Raw genomic sequence first — 16,970 nt, 5'->3', positions numbered from 1 at the left:
GTGGGCGCCACGCTTCAATGATTTGCCACTTGAGGCCCAGAGTTTCAGGAGGCTATGGTGCGGTGTTTGTAACCTCCTTAATAGAGCTCCAAATGTCTGTTATCCCGCATATTGCTGACTTTGCTCATGACCTCACAGAGATCCGCCAGGATCTTCATCGCCATCCGGAAATAGGCTTTGAAGAGGTTCGCACGTCTGCAATCGTCGCGGAAAAACTGACCTCCTACGGCATCGAGGTGCATCGCGGAATTGGTAAGACCGGAGTCATCGGCGTGCTAAAGGGTTCGCTGGGTCCCGGCCGCACGATCGGCCTTCGCGCTGATATGGATGCGCTTCCGATGGAAGAGCGCACCAACCTCAGCTACAGCTCACAAAACCCTGGACGCTTTCATGGTTGCGGACATGACGGGCATACGACAATCCTGCTGGGAGCCGCACGCTATCTGGCGGAAACCCGGCAGTTCGCCGGTACGGTCATCTTCATCTTCCAGCCAGGTGAGGAAGGATGCGGAGGCGCACGCGCGATGCTGGCGGACGGTCTGTTCGAGCGCTTCCCTTGTGACGAAATCTACGCGCTTCACAATTCCCCGCAGGATGATCCTTACCGGATCGGCATCAAGCCGGGGCCTGCCATGGCCGGTGCCGATTTCTTCGATCTGCGTATTAAGGGCCGTGGAAGCCATGGCGCTCATCCCGAAACGTCGCGAGATCCGATCATTGTCGCGACAGCCCTGGTACAGGCGTTGCAGACCGTGATCAGCCGCAACATCAGCCCGCTGAAACAGGCAGTGCTGTCGGTCACACAGATCCATTCCGGCACGGCCTATAATATCGTCCCGGAGGAGGCGGTCGTTTCGGGCACTGTTCGGTTCATGGATCGCGACGTGAATGAACTGGTGCGAGCGCGCATGCGCAGCATCGCTGCGGGCATTGCAGCCTCCTTCGAAGTCGAGATCGAGGTGGATATTCGAAACGTCTTCGATGTTCTCATCAACACCGAGGAACTGGTCGAAGGCTATCTGGCCGCGGCACGGGATGTGGTGGGCGAGGAGAACGTCTATGTGAAAGGCAACCCGGTTATGGGAAGCGAGGATTTCGCCGACATGCTGCATGCCTGCCCCGGCGTCTATTGCACCGTGGGTCACGCCGGAAATGTGCCGGTTCACAATCCAGGCTTTGTACTGGATGACGGCATTTTGCCGGTGGGCGCAAGCCTGTTCGCCCGCATCGTCGAACGGCGCGGCGCCATCACCTGAACCGGCTCAATAGTTGAGGCTGCTCAGCAGCCTCGACGGTTCAGGGCGATGGAATAGACGCTCTTTGACGCGGTGATGAAGAGCACGTGCTTATGCCGCCCGCCAAAGCAGACATTCGAGACGGTCTGCGGGATCAGGATCTTGCCCATCAGATGCCCGTCCGGCGCGATGCAATGCACGCCGTCAGCCGCGGATGACCAGATATTGCCCTCCTGATCCAGCCGGAAACCATCGGCACAGCCGGGATCAATCACGTGGAAGATGTCGCCGCCTGTCAGTGACCAGGCTGTTTCGACGTCGAAGACGCGGATATGGCGTGGGTCGGGCTCACCCATGCGGCCGGTATCGGCCACATAAAGCCGCTTTTCATCCGGGCTGAAGGCAAGCCCGTTCGGGCAGTTGAAATCGGTCAGCACCGCCTTGATCTCGCCGTTCGGATCGACACGGTAAACATTGCAGGGAAGCTCCTGCTCGGATTTCTGGCCCTCGTAATCCATCATGATGCCGTAATGGGGATCGGAGAACCAGATGGCGCCATCGGAAGCAACAATCACATCATTGGGGGAGTTCAACCGTTTGCCCTGGTAGCTGTCGGCAATCACCGTGATCGACCCGTCTATCTCCGTCCGCGTCACACGGCGTCCGCCATGTTCGCAGGTGACCAGACGCCCCTGCCGGTCGCGCGTATTGCCATTGGCAAAATTGGAGGGCGCGCGAAACACGCTCGTGCCCACCTCCGGTATCCAGCGGTAGATACGGTTGTTGGGAATATCGGAAAACAGCAGGCAGTTCAGATCCCCAAACCAGACAGGGCCTTCCACCCAGTCAAAGCCGGTCGCGATTTCCTTGACCGGGGCGTTGCCGAGCACGAACCTGTTGAACTTTGGATCGATGGCTTCGAAAAACGACATCTCGGTTTGCTCCTCCCATGGCATTGATAGCTGATATCGATAACATACGGGTACCAAGACTCAAAGCAGAGGAAGACGCCATGTCCTTTACCCAGACCTTCGCGCAGCTGACCGACGAGGCTGTCTTGACCATGCTGCAGGCGGCCGTGACGCGGGCCAAAGAAATGAATCAGCCGCAGTGCATTGTCATTGTGGATCAAAGCGGCGTGGAACTGGGCGTCGTGCGTATGACGGGTTCGCGCTTCCTCTCGCTTAAAAGTGCCGGTGCCAAGGCCAAGACGGCGGCCTCCATTGGGGCGCCGAGCAACAGCTTGCCAGAACATGCGAAGCTGCCGCTGGCAGCGGCCAGCCAGGGCAGCGTCACCGGTCTGCGTGGCGGGCTGCCGATCCGGGTGAACGGCATGCTGCTTGGCGGCATCGGCGTTGGTTCCGGTTCGGGCGAGCAGGATGAAATGGTCGCCGCCTCAGCTCTGGAGGCGATCGGCGCCGACCGTTCCTTTCTGACCACCCCCACGCGCTGACGTTCAATTGAACCGGATCTGCGCCTTCATGGCGCGGCTGCGGTCGGACGCGAGTTCGAAAGCGGAAATTGCGTCCGCCAGAGGCACGGTGTGAGTGATCAGCGGCTTTACGTCGATCAAGCCCTTCTGCATCAGCGAAACGCCGGTGGCGAACTCCTCGTGGAAGCGGAAGGAGCCGCGCAGCTCCAGTTCCTTCGAGGTGATGGCCATCATCGGCAGGCTCATATCGCCGCCGAGCCCCAGCTGGATGATGACGCCGCGTGGCCGCATGGCGGTAATGCCAGCCGCGAGGGCTGCGGCTGCACCGGAGCATTCATAGAGCACGTCGAAAGTTCCCTTGTCGGCGCCATAAGCGGCCAGCGCGTCCGGCTCCTGCGCGGAATTGATCGTGCGATCCGCCCCCGCCGTCTTGGCCATGGCCAATGTGAAATCGGAGAGATCCGTCGCCACGATCTCCGCGGCCCCTGCCCTGCGCGCCGAGAGAATGGACAAAAGCCCGATCGGGCCGCAGCCGGTCACCAGCACGCGCTTGCCCAGCATTTCGCCGGCCCGGCGCGTCGCGTGCAAGGTCACGGCGAGAGGTTCTGCCATCGCCGCCTCTCCGGCCGATAAGCCATCCGCGGGCACGCACTGAATGGCATCGGCAATAAGATGCTCACGGAAGGCACCCTGGATGTGCGGGAAGGGCATGGCGCTGCCGTAAAAGCGCATGTTGAGGCACTGGTTGTGCAAACCTTGCTGGCAGTATCTGCAGCTTCGGCAGGGCCGTGATGGCGAGACGGCAACAAGCTGGCCGATCTCCAGGTTCTCGACGCCCTCCCCGAGAGCCTCGACCACGGCCGAGACCTCATGGCCGAGAACCATGGGTTGGCGAAGGCGGACGGTGCCGAAACCGCCGTGATTGTAATAATGCAGGTCGCTGCCGCAGATGCCGCCGGTGGCAAGCTTCAGCCGCACCTGTCCCTTGCCCAGGTCCTCATCCGGAAACTCTTCAATGCGGACATCTTTCGCCGCATGCGCAACGATGGCTTTCATGGCAATGATCTCCTTGTCAAAGAACCGGGGTCAGCAGCGGATCGCCCGAGAAATGGGCGGTCAGATTGTCCCGCACCAACTGCCCCATGGCCTTTCGGGTTTCGACTGTGCCGGAAGCGTGATGCGGCTGTAGCAGCACATTACCGAGTTTCAAGAAACGCGGATTGAGCTTGGGTTCGCCCTCAAACACGTCAAGCGCCGCCGAACCGAGCTTGCCCGTTTCCAGCGCCGTCAGCAGTTCCTCTTCATCAATGTTGGAGGCACGGGATATATTGATCAGCATGCCTTCCGGCCCAAGCGCCTCGATCACATTCTGGCCGACGATATGCCTGGTCTCGGCGGACGCCGCCAGCGTCACGAACAGGAAGTCGGATCGTTGTGCGAGGCTGACAGGATCGGCAATGAACTCCATCCCCTCAGCATAAGATTTTGGTCCCACATCCGAGTAGGCGATTTGCATGTCGAAGCCCTTGAGGCGCTTGGCGACCTCGAAGCCGATACGGCCAAGGCCGAGAATGCCGGCGCGCCTGCCCCAGACCCGACGCTTCAACGGATAAAGCCCCTTTGCCGCCCAGCTGCCATCGCGGACCCATGTTTCAGCGCCGATCATGCCGCGTGACTGCACGAGCATCATGGCAACGCCCAGATCCGCCACGTCATTGGTCAGCACATCAGGCGTGTTGGTGACGCGAATGCCCCGCTCGCGGGCGGCAGCAAGATCCACCGCATCGAAGCCGACGCCATAGACGGAGATGATCTCAAGGTTGGGGCAGGCTTCGATCAGGGCACGGGACGCCCCGAGTTCCCCGCGCGTGGCAATGCCGCGAACGCCGGGGCCTACGTTTTCGAGAAATGTCTGTTTGTCCTCCGCTTCGAAATATCGGTGAACGTCGAAAGCCGCATTCAGCGGCTCCTCATCCCATTGTGGATAGGGACCGATTTGCAAAATGCCCGGTCGAGCCATTTCTGTTATCCTCCCGCGATAACGCCTTGACAGTGTATGTTATCGATAACATAAACAGTGTGTCGGGGGGTTGTCGAGACAAAAAGTGGAGGAAACAATGTCGCTCACCCTTTTCAATCTCACGGGCCGTCGCGCCCTCATCACCGGTTCGTCGCAGGGCATCGGCCTTGCGCTGGCCAAGGGTCTGGCGGATGCTGGCGCATCCGTGGTGCTCAACGGGCGTGATGAAAAGAAACTCAAGGATGCGGCGTCTCAGTTTGCGTCTCCTGTCGAACTCCTGCCCTTCGACGTGACGGAACATGGCGCCGCGCGCGCTGCTGTAGATGCCTATGAGGCGGAACACGGCGCGATCGATATTCTCGTCAACAATGCGGGCATGCAGCATCGCGGGCCGCTGGAAGACTTTCCGGAAGACGCTTTCGAACGGCTGCTGCGCACCAATATCGCCAGCGTGTTCAACGTTGGCCAGGCGGTCGCCCGCCACATGATCAAGCGTGGCCGCGGCAAGATCGTCAATATCGCCAGCGTGCAGACGGCGCTCGCACGTCCCTCGATCGCGCCCTACACAATGACGAAGGGCGCTGTCGGCAACCTCACCAAGGGCATGGCGACGGACTGGGCGAAATATGGCCTGCAATGCAATGCCATCGCGCCCGGTTATTTCGAAACGCCGCTGAATGCCGCGCTGATGGCCGATCCGAACTTCAATTCCTGGCTGGAGAAGCGCACGCCAGCGGGGCGTTGGGGCAAGGTCGAGGAACTGGTAGGCGCCTGCATCTATCTGTCCTCAGATGCTTCGTCCTTCGTCAACGGGCACATTCTCTACGTCGATGGCGGGATTACCGTCTCGCTGTAACGGCAAGGCATAGCCGGCGCATTGCGCCGTTCGGGAGGAGATGAGGATGAGCAGGAAGGTTGCCCTGATCGGGGCCGGCGCCATGGGCGGCGCCATTGGGCAGCGTCTGGTGGAAACGGGTATTGCGCTTTGTGTGTTCGATCCCGATCCGGCCAAGGTGGCGGCGCTGGTCAAACGTGGCGCGCAAGGGGCGGCAAGTGCTGGCGATGCCGCAGCGCGATCCGAAGCCGTCATCCTCAGCCTCAACTCTCCGAAGATCGTGCGTCTCGCGGTCTTCGGAGAAAAGGGCGTTGCATCCGGCGCCAAACACGGCACGCTCATCATCGACATGTCATCCATCGATCCCGAAGCGACGCGGGAATTGGCTGCAGACGCTGCTGACAAAGGTCTGCGCTGGGTGGATAGCCCGCTATCGGGTGGGGCGCCGAAGGCGCTGATCGGTGCGCTGACCTTGATGGCAGGTGGCGCAGAACAGGATGTGGCGGATGCCCATGAGATCCTGAAACATGTGTCCACCAACTTCACCCATATGGGGCCAGTTGGAGCGGGACAGACGACCAAGCTGATCAACCAGGTGCTTTGCGGATTGAACTTCCTCGCGGTGGCGGAGGCTACACAGCTTGCTATCGATGCAGGGGTAGATGCCGCCAAGATCCCGCAAGCGCTTAAAGGGGGCCGTGCCGACAGCGCTATCCTGCAGGAATATATGCCGCGCTATGTGGCACGGGATTACCGGCGCACAGGGCGCATCGACAACATGGTGAAGGATCTGAACGGCGCGCAGGATCTGGCGCGGCGTACCAACACGGCCATGCCGCTGACGGCAACCTGCGCCGAGGTTCACCGCATGCTGACAGCCGCCGGTCTGGGCGGCGAGGATCAGGCGGCGCTGATGGAATATTTCAGGGGAGCGAAGAGGGAGATTTTGGAATGATCACGCGTTACGCCTTGTTCGAAGGATCGATCAAACCCGGCCAGACGGAAGCCTTCCGCGCCGCCGTCATCGAAGAAATCCTGCCGAAGTGGAAGCAATTTCCCGGCGCGCTCGATGTGCGCGTCTCCTTTGCCGAAGCACGCGACGATGGCGCGCCGGAGTTTCCGATGATCCTGGCCGTGAATTATCCGGATATGGCAGCGGTGGATGCAGCGCTGGCAAGTCCGGTGCGGACGCAAGCGCGGGCGGCTACCGAGTCAGTCCTCTCCCGTTTCTTCGAGGGCCGTATCCATCACCATGTGACCCTTGCCAACGAATTTCCGCTGTAAGCGGCACTTGGTAGGCCAGGGCGGTGGAGAGACCGCTTCGCCCCGGCCTATTTCCTTGCATTAGCACTTCAAACACGCTCTACTGGCTGTGGTATCGATAACAACGTAGCCCTTCATGAGCCAGATCCGCAAACCTCCGACCATGGCCGACATCGCCCGGGTAACAGGGGTTTCACCCATGACGGTCTCGCGCGCCTTCAAGACAGACAGTTTGATCAGCGCGGAAACCCGCCAAGCCATTCTGCAGGCGGCGGAAGATCTCGGCTATGTGTTCGATTCGACCGCTTCCAACCTGCGCTCGCAGCGTTCGGATTTTGTCGCCGTCACCATTCCATCCATCAACAACGCAAACTTTGCCGATACGGTGGGCGGTCTTTCCGATGCGCTTGCGGCGCGCAACATGCAGATCCTGCTGGGTTATACCAATTACGACATGCAGGAGGAGGAGCGGCTGATCGAGCAGCTGCTCAGACGCAAGCCGGAAGCGATTGTGGTGACGGGAGGCAAGCATACGCCGCGCGGCCGCAAGCTCCTGGAAAACGCCCGCATTCCCGTGATCGAGACCTGGGACAAACCTGCAAGCCCGATCGGCCATTATGTCGGTTTCTCCAATGCGGACGCGGTGCGTGGCATGGTCGATCACTTCGTGCGCGTCGGTTATCGCAGAATAGCCTTCATCGGCGGTGATGCGGGTCGCGATACGCGCGGCAGCGATCGTCGCATGGGCTTCCTTGGCGCGATGAAGGCGCATGGGCTTGAAACGGATCGGCTGATCGCGGCAGGCCCACCGCCGATTTCCATGCGCGAGGGTGCAAACGCCATGGCCCGGCTGCTGACTGAATTTCCCGACACGGAAGCCGTCATCTGCGTCTCGGATCTCTCGGCCTTCGGCGCCTTGACCGAGTGCCAGCGCCGTGGTGTGGCGGTGCCTCACGATATCGCACTGGCCGGTTTCGGCGATTATGAGATCGGCGGCATCTGCGTGCCGACGCTGACCACCATCGACGCCAAGGCCCGCGAGATCGGTCGCCGCACCGGCCAGCTCATTCTCGAACTGCTCGAAGGCGTCAGCGATGCCGGCCACGTGACCATCCAGCCGGAACTGATGGTGCGCGAAAGCACGCGGTAAGTAGGATGTTTCGGTTGCAGCCCGTGGTCAGTCCACGCGGAACTGCTTGAAGAACTTCCAGGCTTCTTCGGTCGCTTCAATATCATTGCTGCATCCACCGAAACGCGGCTCGTCCTCGGTCTCATTGTTAGCGGATGCGAGACGCGGCCAGCAATGCCCGCCGTTTTCGATGCGATACAGCTGAACGGCCTTGCCCGGCGCGCAGCCCGACCACTGGAACAGGCTGGCCCGCGTCAGGTCGTGCGGGTTGAGATGCGGTAGCGGTGTCACGCCAACCCCGGTGCAGCTGTTGATGCGCCGCCAGTACTCGGTTGTTTCCGGCACGGAGGTCAGGCGACCGAAGGAGCGGATATAGCCATCGTAAAGCTGCACATCATCGCTTGTGCCATTGATCATCATGACAGGCTTAGGATGACCGGGCTTGCAGTTTTCGACCTGGGATTCGTTCATGGCGCTCGCAACGGGAGCGATGGCGGCAATCCTGTCCGGCAGCGAGCAGGCGAGCGTATAGCTCATCAGCGCGCCGAAGGAGAAACCGGTGGCATAGATCCGTTTCTCGTCGGCAATATTCCGGTTCACGAGATCATCCAGCATGGTGCGGAAGAAGCCGACATCATCGACGGGCTCGCCGTTGATGACCGGCCTTTTGGCACGGATGTTCCAGGCACCATCGATCGCTTCCGGATAGAGCGTGATGAAGTTCTCGCTGTCGGCCACTACGTCGGCGCCGCTATTCTTCTGGAAGTTGGCGGCCTTGTCGCCGGAACCATACATCACGATGACCACCGGAGCAGGTTGCCCCTCCAGACCCTTTGGAACATGCAAAATGGCGGTGCGATCGACACCCTGCCACTTGTAGCTCAGAAGTTCATCGGCTTGCGCGGCTGAAAAGCCGAAGAGAGAGAGGAGGATGGTGAATGGCAGCCGTAGCAATGTGCGGCACATGAAACTTCCCGCTTCGAAACGAAATACAGCGGCAAGATTTAGGTCATTCCCGGCCGTCGGCAATGACCGATCGGAAGGTGTCTGGTCACCTTCAGTTGAACGGGAAAGCTCGTCTCCCGAAACAGATAGAGGCGCGGCTTTCGCCGCGCCCCCAAGCATTGAGTGAAAGTGTGCAGGTTACTTGCCCCAGATCTTTTTGTAGGCGTCGCGATAGCCGTTGTCCGGGTCGAACGTGTTCTTCGGTCCGCCATCGAATTCGACATTCTGGGTGGTTACCACATGCAGCGGCGAGACATAGCCGGACCATTTTTCACCGGCGAGAGCTCGGTTCAGCTCATCAACCAGCTGCCAACCCTGCAGGTTGAGCGGTTCGGCCACGGTCACGGCCTGATACTGCTTGGCGCGGATGCGCTGGTAGGCGCCTTCCGAGCCATCGCCTGCGGCAACGCTCTTCGGTGCGCCATCACCGGCAATGCCGGCAGAGGCGAGCGATGGGCCCATGAAGTCGAAATAGATGTCGTTGATCGCCAGCGAATGCGTCCACTTTGCACCGTATTTCTGCAGCAGCGCGGTCGTCAGCTGCGGCATGCGCTGGGACGTTTCGGCAATCGGCGTATCGACATATTCCAGCACGGTGCCGCCCAGCTTTTCGATTTCCTGCTTCATGCGGTCGGCCTTGGCAATCGCAATCGCATAGGTCGAATCCGTGAAGATGATCACACCCGGCTTTCCGCCAGCATCCACAAAGGCATAATTGGCCGCTGCGCGCGAGACTTCCATCGCGTCCGTCGTGACGTTTGCGAAAACGCCAACTTCCGGCACCGGACCGACGGCGGAGGCTGCATGCCAGGAGACCATCGGGATCTTGGCATTCTTGGCGGCTTCCATGGCAGGCTTCTGCTCGACGGCATCGAAGCCGTTGATGATGATGCCATCCGGCTTCAGGGTCATGGCCTGGCCGAAGGCTGCGGTACGCCCATCAATCGAGCCGCCGCTATCCAGCACCGTCACGGTCCAGCCCACGGCCTTGGCCGCTTCCTGGATGCCGTTGACCACGCCGAGGATACCGCCATTCTTCATGTCGGCGGCGACGATGACGATCTTCTTGCCCGTCTGCGCTTTGGGTCCCGTGGTCGGGCCATCCCATTTCTCCACGCGGCTGGCATATTTGGCCACGATCGCCTTGGCATCGCCAAGAGCATCGGCAAAGGCCGGTGCGGATAACAGTGCCCCCAGCACCATCGCCGTCGAAATCATGAAATGTCTGCGTTTCATCTTCTTTCCTCCCGTATGAAACACGAATGCTGAAAATCAGTTTGCTTTCGAACTCTCCGTGGGCGCAGCGGCAGGCCGGGCTGACTTGGCAATACCCCGGCGGCGCTGCGCATAGCCGGCAATGCCGATGGCAACGAGAAGGGTGACGCCGTTGAACAGCGGTTCGACGAAGAAGGAGCCGCCTAGCTGCTGGATGCCGGCAATGCCGACCGCAAGGATAATGACGCCGATCATCGTGCCCCAGACATTGACGCGGCCGGGCTTGATGGTGGTGGAGCCGAGGAAGGCGCCGACCAGCGCAGGCAGCAAATATTCAAGCCCGACGCTCGCCTGACCAATGCGCAGTTTGGACGCGAGCAGGACGCCCGCGACCGCCGACAACGTGCCAGATGCGACGAAAGCACCGATGACGAAACGGCGAACCGGAATACCGTTCAGGGCTGCTGCCTTCGGGTTTGCGCCGATGGCATAGATATAGCGGCCGATCGGCATGTATTCGAGAACGATCCACATGGCGACTGCCAGAGCCAGCACGTAAAGGCCAGTGATCGGCAGCCCGAACATCATGGTGCCGTTCAGCGCGTAGAAACCATCCGGCAGCATGCCGATCATCTGGCGGCCGCCGGTGTGCCACAGCGCAAGCGCATAGATGACCGTGCCGGTGCCGAGCGTGGCGATGAAGCTGTCGATCTTGGCGACTTCCACCAGAATACCGTTCAGGAAACCTGTCGCGGCACCGAGCACCAGCACGATCAGCACCGCGACCGGCCAGGGCAGATGGAACATGGTCTGCAGGCTGATCGCCAGGATGTGCCAGAGCACGATGCCGTAGCCGATGGTAAGATCGATGCGTCCCGCCGCCATCGGGATCATCGCCGCCAGCGACAGGATCGCGATGATCGTCTTGTTGGCGATGATCGAGCGCAGGTTCAGAAGCGTCGGAAACGTATCCGGCAGGATGATCGAGAAGAACAGGATCAGCAGCGCCGTCAGAATCACCAGCCCATAAACCGGCAGCAGGCGCAGCCACTTCTCAGCGCGGCTCAGGTTCTTCATCTCTGCCCTGGTCGGTTCCAGCGCGGTGGATTGGATGGATTGCATGTCATGTCCTCCCGATCAGGCCGCTTCGGAAGCGGAGGCCGCAGCAATGACGGCAGATGTGGTGAGTTCCGCGCCGTTGAGTTCGCGAACGATGCGTCCGCGCGAAAAGACAAGGGCGCGATGGCAGATGTGGGCGATCTCCTCGAAGTCCGTGGAGATGACGAGAACCGCAAGCCCGCTTTCGACCGCCGCGGCAATCAGCCGGTAAATGTCGGCCTTGGCGCCGACATCGACGCCGGCCGTTGGGTCTTCCGCAATCAGCAGCTTGCGGCCCGTGGCGAGCCAGCGCCCCACGACCACTTTCTGCTGATTGCCGCCGGAGAGTGCTTCGATGGCAAGCGATTGGTCATTTGGGCGCAGCCCCACCTTGTCGCCGAGAACAGCGGCTTCCGCCGCCTCGCGCGCGGGCGATCGGAAGTCGAACAGCTTACGGCCCGATGCGCTGGGATTGAGATAGGTGTTTTCCCGCAGGCTGAGAGACATGGCGACAGACTCCTCCGTGCGGTCGCGAGCAATCAGCCCGATGCCGGAAGAAATCGCCGTGACGGTGCTGGAAAGATCCGGCGCCTTACCGCGAATGGTCACCTCCCCGCTGGAAGCCTCGCACCCGAACAGGGCGCGCCCGATAAGCTCCTGACCCGCGCCGCGCAAACCCACGAGACCGAGAAGTTCCCCTTCCCTCAGATCGAAGGAAATAGGGCCAGTGCCGCGGCAGATCAGGTTGCGGACGCTGACGATCGGTGCGCCAGGCCGGCTCTCCGCCTTGGCGAACAACTGGTCTGCCTTGCGGCCAACGATCATGCGGATCAGTTCATCCGAGGTGGTGTCGCTGACGCGCGATTGCCCGACCAGACGGCCGTCGCGCAGTACCGCCACGCGGTCTGCAATACGAAAGATTTCATCGAGCCGATGCGAGACATAGATCATCGCAACGCCGCGCTCCTTCAGAGGGCGGATGGCGGCAAACAGACGCTCAACCTCATCGGCGGGAAGGCTGGCGGTCGGCTCATCCAGCACCAGAACATCGGCTTCCACGGCAAGCGCGCGGGCGATGGCGACCAGGGATTTTTCCGTGCGGGTCAGATCCTGTACGCGGGTAGACGGATCGAAATCGCAGCCGACCAGTTTCAGGGCTTCCGCCGTGCGACGCTCGGTGCCGCGCCAGTCGATCAGCCGCCTGCGCATGGAATAGCCTTGCGCGAGACCGACATTCTCGCCAACAGTCATCCATTCGATAAGGCCGAGATCTTGATGGATGAAGGCAACCGGCTGCCGCTCCTGCGGCTGCGGCGGATGATGCTGATAGGGCAGGCCACGAAACAGGATCTGACCTGTTTCGGGTTTGTAGATGCCTGCCAGCGTCTTGATAAGTGTGGACTTGCCTGCGCCATTCTCGCCGAGAAGCGCCAGGATCTCACCCGGCCGGATCTCCAGCGAAACATCGGTCAGGGCCTTGGTGCCGCCGAATTCCTTGGAAATTCGACGGAATTCCAGAAGTGGTTGTTCCTCCATCTGCTCCTCCCAAAGCAAGAATGAGAACACCATATGTTATCGATAACATCAGAGTCAAGCGACCCTTTCGAAGTCGTTAATATCTGCAGCAAAGAAAACGGGCAGGTGCCGCACCAGCGCCTGCCCGTCCGATCAATCCAGCTGATCCAATGGGATCAGAAGGGATAATGCTGGTGCGGATCTTCGACGGTGATCCAGCGCAGCTCGGTAAACTCGTTGATGCCGGCCTTGCCACCGAAGCGGCCGAAGCCGGAGCCCTTCACGCCGCCGAATGGCATCTGCGGCTCGTCGTGCACGGTCGGGCCATTGATGTGGCAAATGCCGCTTTCGATGCGGGCTGCAACCGCCATGGCGCGCTGGACGTCGCGGCTGTAGACGGCAGCAGAAAGGCCGTATTCCGTATCATTGGCAATGGCGAGTGCCTCCTCGTCATCTTTCACGCGGATCACAGGCTTCACGGGGCCGAAGCTTTCCTCGTTATAGGCGCGCATGCCGGGCTTCACATGGTCGAGCAGGGTAGCTGAAACCACAGAGCCCTCGACCTTGCCGCCTGCCACGAGCTTTGCACCTTTGGAAACGGCGTCATCGATGAATTCCTGCATTTTCGTCGCGGCTCCTGGGTTGACCAGCGAACCCAGCACCACATGGCCGCGCGGATCGCCCGCCGGAAGAGTGGCGGCGCGTGCTGCCATCTTTGCCACAAATTCGTCGGCAATCTTTTCGCTGACGATGATGCGCTCGGTCGACATGCAGATCTGGCCCATATTGGCATAGGCGCCGAAGATCGCGCCATTCACGGCGGCATCGATATCAGCATCCTCCAGCACGATCAGCGGTGCCTTGCCGCCCAATTCCAGAAGCGCCGGCTTCAGATGGCGGCCGCAGAGTTCGCCGATGATACGGCCAACCTTGGTCGAGCCGGTGAAGTTGACGCGCTTCACCTCCGGTGCCGCAATGAGAGCCTCGACAACGGCCGCTGCGTCTTCCGGGGCATTGGTGATGACGTTGACGACGCCTGCGGGGAAGCCGGCTTCGTTCAGTGCTTCCACGATCAACGCATGGATCCCCGGGCATGCTTCCGAGGCTTTGAGGATAACGGTATTGCCGCATGCAAGCGCGACCGCAATCGCGCGCGTGCCGAGAATGATCGGCGCGTTCCAAGGCGCGATGCCGACGCAGACGCCGGCTGCCTGGCGAACGGCCATGGCAAGCGTGCCCGGCTTGTCGGAGGGGATAATTTCGCCCTGGATCTGCGTGGTCAGCCCTGCTGCATCGCGCAGCATTCCAGCGGCCAGCATGGTGTTGAAACCTGCCCATGGCGCGGTGCCGCCGGTTTCTGCAATCATGAGTTCGCCGAACCGATCTGCCTTGGAAGCCAGTATGTCTGCAGCCTTCAGCAGCAGGGCACGACGTGTACCAGGGCCTGTCTTCGACCAGGCGGGAAAGGCAGCGGCGGCAGCGGCGACGACTGCCTTCACATCCTCGAGCCCTGATGCTGGCGAGCGCGACGCAACGGAACCGTTGAACGGGTCGATGCGGTCGAAGGTCTTGCCGGAAATGGCCCCGACCAACTGGCCGTTGATGAGTTGTTTGATCTCGAACATGGTTGTCTCCTCCTTGAACGTTGAATTAGAAGCCGCCTAAAGCGGATAGCTGCCGGGTCCGGTGCTGACCGTGATCCAGCGAAGTTCGGTAAATTCATCCAAAGCGGCCGCGCCGCCGAAGCGGCCATAGCCGCTGGCTTTCACGCCGCCGAATGGCATTTGCGGTTCGTCCGCAACGGTTGCCGAATTGATGTGGCAGATGCCGCTCTCCAGCCGTCTGGCAATCTCCATGCCCTTGGCGATATCGGCGGTGAAAACCGAAGAGGACAGGCCATATTCGCAATCATTGGCGACCGTGACGGCCTCTTCCATGTCGGACACACGGATGATCGCGCAGACCGGGCCAAAACTTTCTTCGCGATAGATTCGCATGGGCTGCGTGACGTGGTCGAGAACGGTGGCATCCATGAAGGCATCATGTGGGTCGCCGCCGCTGAGAAGTAGCGCCCCCTTGGCCGTTGCATCTTCCACCAAGGCACGGACGCGTCTGGCCGCTTCCGCGGTAATCATGGCACCGAGCGGCATATGGACGCGATCGGGATCACCCGCCGTCAGGGTCTTTGCCCGCGCGAGAAGTTTCTCCACGAAACGGTCTGCCACCTTCTCCGACACGATGATGCGCTCAGTGGACATGCAGATCTGGCCTTGATTGAAAAACGCGCCGAAGGCAGCGGCCCGGGCGGCTTCATCGAGATCGGCATCGTCATCGATGATGAAGGCCGCCTTGCCGCCGAGCTCCAGCAGGCAACGCTTCAGATGCCTTGCCGCCTTTTCCGCGATGATCTTGCCCACGCGGGTGGAGCCGGTGAAATTCACCCGCCTAACGACCGGATGGGCGATCAGGGCTTCCACGATCAATGACGCATCGGCGGGTGCGTTGAAGAGGACATTGACGACACCGGCCGGAAATCCGGCTTCGGCCAGCACGTCGACAATATGGCGATGCGTTGCCGGGCAGAGCTCCGACCCCTTGAAGATGACGGTATTGCCACAAGCCAAAGCGATGGCCAGTGAACGAACACCCAGGATAATCGGCGCGTTCCACGGAGCCATGGCAAGGCAAACGCCGGAGGGCTGGCGCACTGCGTAAGAGGTCACACCGGGCCGGTCGGACGGGATCAGGCTACCCGTTACCTGAGTCGCCTGTGCGGCGGCATCCAGCAGGATTTCCGCTCCAAGCCTGACATTGAAGCGGCACCAGTCGCGCGTGGCGCCCGTCTCCCGCATCATGGAGAAAAGGATGGCTTCTTCACGGGCCAGCAGAATGCGGGCGGCCTCTTCCAGAAGCCTGCGGCGGAAGCCGGGTGTGGTGCTCGACCAGGCGGGAAAAGCCGCCGCTGCCGCCGTGGCCACGGCATGCACATCGGTAATGCTTGCTGCTGCGGTTCGTGTCACGACCGCGCCCGTCACAGGGCTTATCCGTTCGAAGGAGCGCGTATCTGCGGCATCGCGTGAAGCGCCGCCCACAAACAGGCGGATGATTTCCGCCCCGGCTGAGGCTGCGTCAGGCGCGCTTTGCCCACTGTGCTTCGCGTGATGCTGGTTCACCGATCCGCCTCCTCCCAAAGGCTTGCGAAGACGATAGCGGGCACAGTGAATTTCTGAATGTGCTTTTTTGGGGAATATATGTATAAATCTGGTGTATGATCTACCCAAGCCCTACCAAGTCGCTTCCTCAAGCTGATCTCTATGGTGAGATGCGGCTCGTTCAGGTTCTGCCGTCGCTGGGGCGGCAGCGCATACAGCTATTGCATCCTCGCCAGCGTCACTTTCACCATCTGTTGTTTGTCGCATCCGGCGACGCCATTCTGGATGGTGAGAGGGAGCATCCCCATGCAGGGCCCTCATTCATTCTGTCTCCGACGGAGCGCTTGCAAACCGCCACCTTCTTTGCCGGTGCCGAAGGAATGGTTATCGGTCTTTCGCCGCAGCTTCTGGCGGATGCAATCGGCAACCAGCCCGAATCGGCTTCACTTCGCGCCTTCTGCTCACAGGCTCTCGTCTTGCGCCTAGGGGACAGTACTGCGGTGGAAACGCGAACGTTTCTCCTGCAGATCGCTCGTGAATGGGAGCGACCGCGTTACATGTCCCGCATGACAATCGCCGCCAGTCTGAGGTTGATCCTGATCGGGGCATGGCAAGCATCCGAGACCCAGCCCTCCGTGCATCCAAGCCGCCGTGGGCGGGATGATCTGCTCCAGCGGTTCCGGCAATTGGTGGAGACCAGTTTCCGCCAGCAGATGAGCATAGCCCGCTATGCGGAAGGCCTTGGCGTTTCGCCGGATCGTCTTCATGCCATCTGCACCCGGCAACTCAAGCGCTCGCCTCTCGATCTCGTGCATGAGCGTCTTGTGCGGGAGGCCCAATTTCAATTGGAGCGTTCGGCGCGCTCTGTTCAGGATATTGCCGAAAGCTTGGGCTTCCGCGACCCCTCCAACTTCAGCCATTTCTTCAAGAAGAAGACCGGCCTGTCACCGCTCAATTATCGTAACCGCATGCAGCGGAGTGCGGGCCGTGACATTGCTCCGGCCGATTATCACGATTGGCCGTAACAACGCGGGCTGACAGAAGGCGACGTGCGCTCCATATTCCCGATCC

At 60.8% G+C, this 16,970-nt stretch carries 16 protein-coding genes; 7 read left to right on the top strand and 9 right to left on the bottom strand.

Translation table 11 applies throughout. The annotated features are described in order from the left end of the window. Positions 1–92: 92 nt before the first annotated feature. A complete protein-coding gene (locus tag Q2T52_RS14605) occupies positions 93–1,256 on the top strand; it encodes a M20 aminoacylase family protein (protein WP_302077511.1) in 1,164 nt (387 codons plus the stop codon). A gap of 23 nt (positions 1,257–1,279) precedes the next feature. On the opposite strand, the gene Q2T52_RS14600 is transcribed toward Q2T52_RS14605, so the two are convergent. Continuing rightward, a complete protein-coding gene (locus tag Q2T52_RS14600; RefSeq protein WP_302077510.1) occupies positions 1,280–2,167 on the bottom strand; it encodes an SMP-30/gluconolactonase/LRE family protein in 888 nt (295 codons plus the stop codon). A gap of 80 nt (positions 2,168–2,247) precedes the next feature. Here Q2T52_RS14600 and Q2T52_RS14595 point away from each other — a divergent pair, with 80 nt between their 5' ends. Then, positions 2,248–2,688 (top strand): GlcG/HbpS family heme-binding protein, encoded by a 441-nt coding sequence (locus Q2T52_RS14595; RefSeq protein ID WP_302077509.1) that lies wholly within the window; start codon positions 2,248–2,250, stop codon positions 2,686–2,688. Between the two features lie 3 nt (positions 2,689–2,691). Here the strand turns inward: Q2T52_RS14595 and Q2T52_RS14590 are convergent, their stop codons facing one another. Next, positions 2,692–3,723, bottom strand: a complete 1,032-nt coding sequence (locus tag Q2T52_RS14590; protein ID WP_302077508.1) for an L-idonate 5-dehydrogenase — start codon at positions 3,721–3,723, stop codon at positions 2,692–2,694. 16 nt (positions 3,724–3,739) lie between these two features. After that, complete coding sequence (locus Q2T52_RS14585; protein WP_302077507.1) at positions 3,740–4,687, bottom strand: 2-hydroxyacid dehydrogenase; 948 nt, start codon at positions 4,685–4,687, stop codon at positions 3,740–3,742. Positions 4,688–4,784: 97 nt separating this feature from the next. Here Q2T52_RS14585 and Q2T52_RS14580 point away from each other — a divergent pair, with 97 nt between their 5' ends. The 4 genes from Q2T52_RS14580 (at position 4,785) to Q2T52_RS14565 (ending at position 7,935) form a co-directional block, all read left to right on the top strand. Then, a complete protein-coding gene (locus tag Q2T52_RS14580) occupies positions 4,785–5,543 on the top strand; it encodes an SDR family oxidoreductase (protein WP_302077506.1) in 759 nt (252 codons plus the stop codon). Positions 5,544–5,589: 46 nt separating this feature from the next. Continuing rightward, entirely contained in the window at positions 5,590–6,477 is an 888-nt protein-coding gene (locus Q2T52_RS14575; protein ID WP_302077505.1) for an NAD(P)-dependent oxidoreductase, read from the top strand. Then, positions 6,474–6,806 (top strand): NIPSNAP family protein, encoded by a 333-nt coding sequence (locus tag Q2T52_RS14570; RefSeq protein ID WP_302077504.1) that lies wholly within the window; start codon positions 6,474–6,476, stop codon positions 6,804–6,806. Before Q2T52_RS14575 ends, Q2T52_RS14570 begins: the two co-directional genes overlap by 4 nt. Before the next feature lie 115 nt (positions 6,807–6,921). Next, on the top strand, positions 6,922–7,935 hold the full coding sequence (locus Q2T52_RS14565) for a LacI family DNA-binding transcriptional regulator (protein ID WP_302077503.1): 1,014 nt from the start codon (positions 6,922–6,924) through the stop codon (positions 7,933–7,935). A 27-nt stretch (positions 7,936–7,962) separates the two neighbouring features. On the opposite strand, the gene Q2T52_RS14560 is transcribed toward Q2T52_RS14565, so the two are convergent. From Q2T52_RS14560 to Q2T52_RS14535, 6 genes are all read right to left on the bottom strand, one after another. Next, positions 7,963–8,880 carry a CE1 family esterase gene (locus tag Q2T52_RS14560; RefSeq protein WP_302077502.1) on the bottom strand — a complete coding sequence of 306 codons (918 nt, stop codon included), beginning with the start codon at positions 8,878–8,880 and terminating at the stop codon, positions 7,963–7,965. 177 nt (positions 8,881–9,057) lie between these two features. Continuing rightward, a complete protein-coding gene (locus Q2T52_RS14555; protein WP_302077501.1) occupies positions 9,058–10,155 on the bottom strand; it encodes an ABC transporter substrate-binding protein in 1,098 nt (365 codons plus the stop codon). A gap of 36 nt (positions 10,156–10,191) precedes the next feature. Then, positions 10,192–11,256, bottom strand: coding sequence for an ABC transporter permease (locus tag Q2T52_RS14550; protein ID WP_302077500.1), 1,065 nt, complete (start codon positions 11,254–11,256; stop codon positions 10,192–10,194). A gap of 15 nt (positions 11,257–11,271) precedes the next feature. Next, on the bottom strand, positions 11,272–12,768 hold the full coding sequence (locus tag Q2T52_RS14545; RefSeq protein ID WP_302077499.1) for a sugar ABC transporter ATP-binding protein: 1,497 nt from the start codon (positions 12,766–12,768) through the stop codon (positions 11,272–11,274). Positions 12,769–12,923: 155 nt separating this feature from the next. After that, on the bottom strand, positions 12,924–14,372 hold the full coding sequence (locus tag Q2T52_RS14540; protein WP_302077498.1) for an aldehyde dehydrogenase: 1,449 nt from the start codon (positions 14,370–14,372) through the stop codon (positions 12,924–12,926). Positions 14,373–14,408: 36 nt separating this feature from the next. Then, entirely contained in the window at positions 14,409–15,854 is a 1,446-nt protein-coding gene (locus tag Q2T52_RS14535; protein ID WP_436799544.1) for an aldehyde dehydrogenase, read from the bottom strand. A gap of 161 nt (positions 15,855–16,015) precedes the next feature. Here Q2T52_RS14535 and Q2T52_RS14530 point away from each other — a divergent pair, with 161 nt between their 5' ends. Next, complete coding sequence (locus Q2T52_RS14530; protein ID WP_302077497.1) at positions 16,016–16,924, top strand: helix-turn-helix transcriptional regulator; 909 nt, start codon at positions 16,016–16,018, stop codon at positions 16,922–16,924. Positions 16,925–16,970: the final 46 nt, after the last annotated feature.

This window comes from Rhizobium oryzicola (genome assembly GCF_030504645.1).
Lineage (GTDB): Bacteria > Pseudomonadota > Alphaproteobacteria > Rhizobiales > Rhizobiaceae > Neorhizobium > Neorhizobium oryzicola.
Note: the sequence above shows the minus strand (reverse complement) of the source record. Positions and strands in the feature narration are given on the sequence as shown.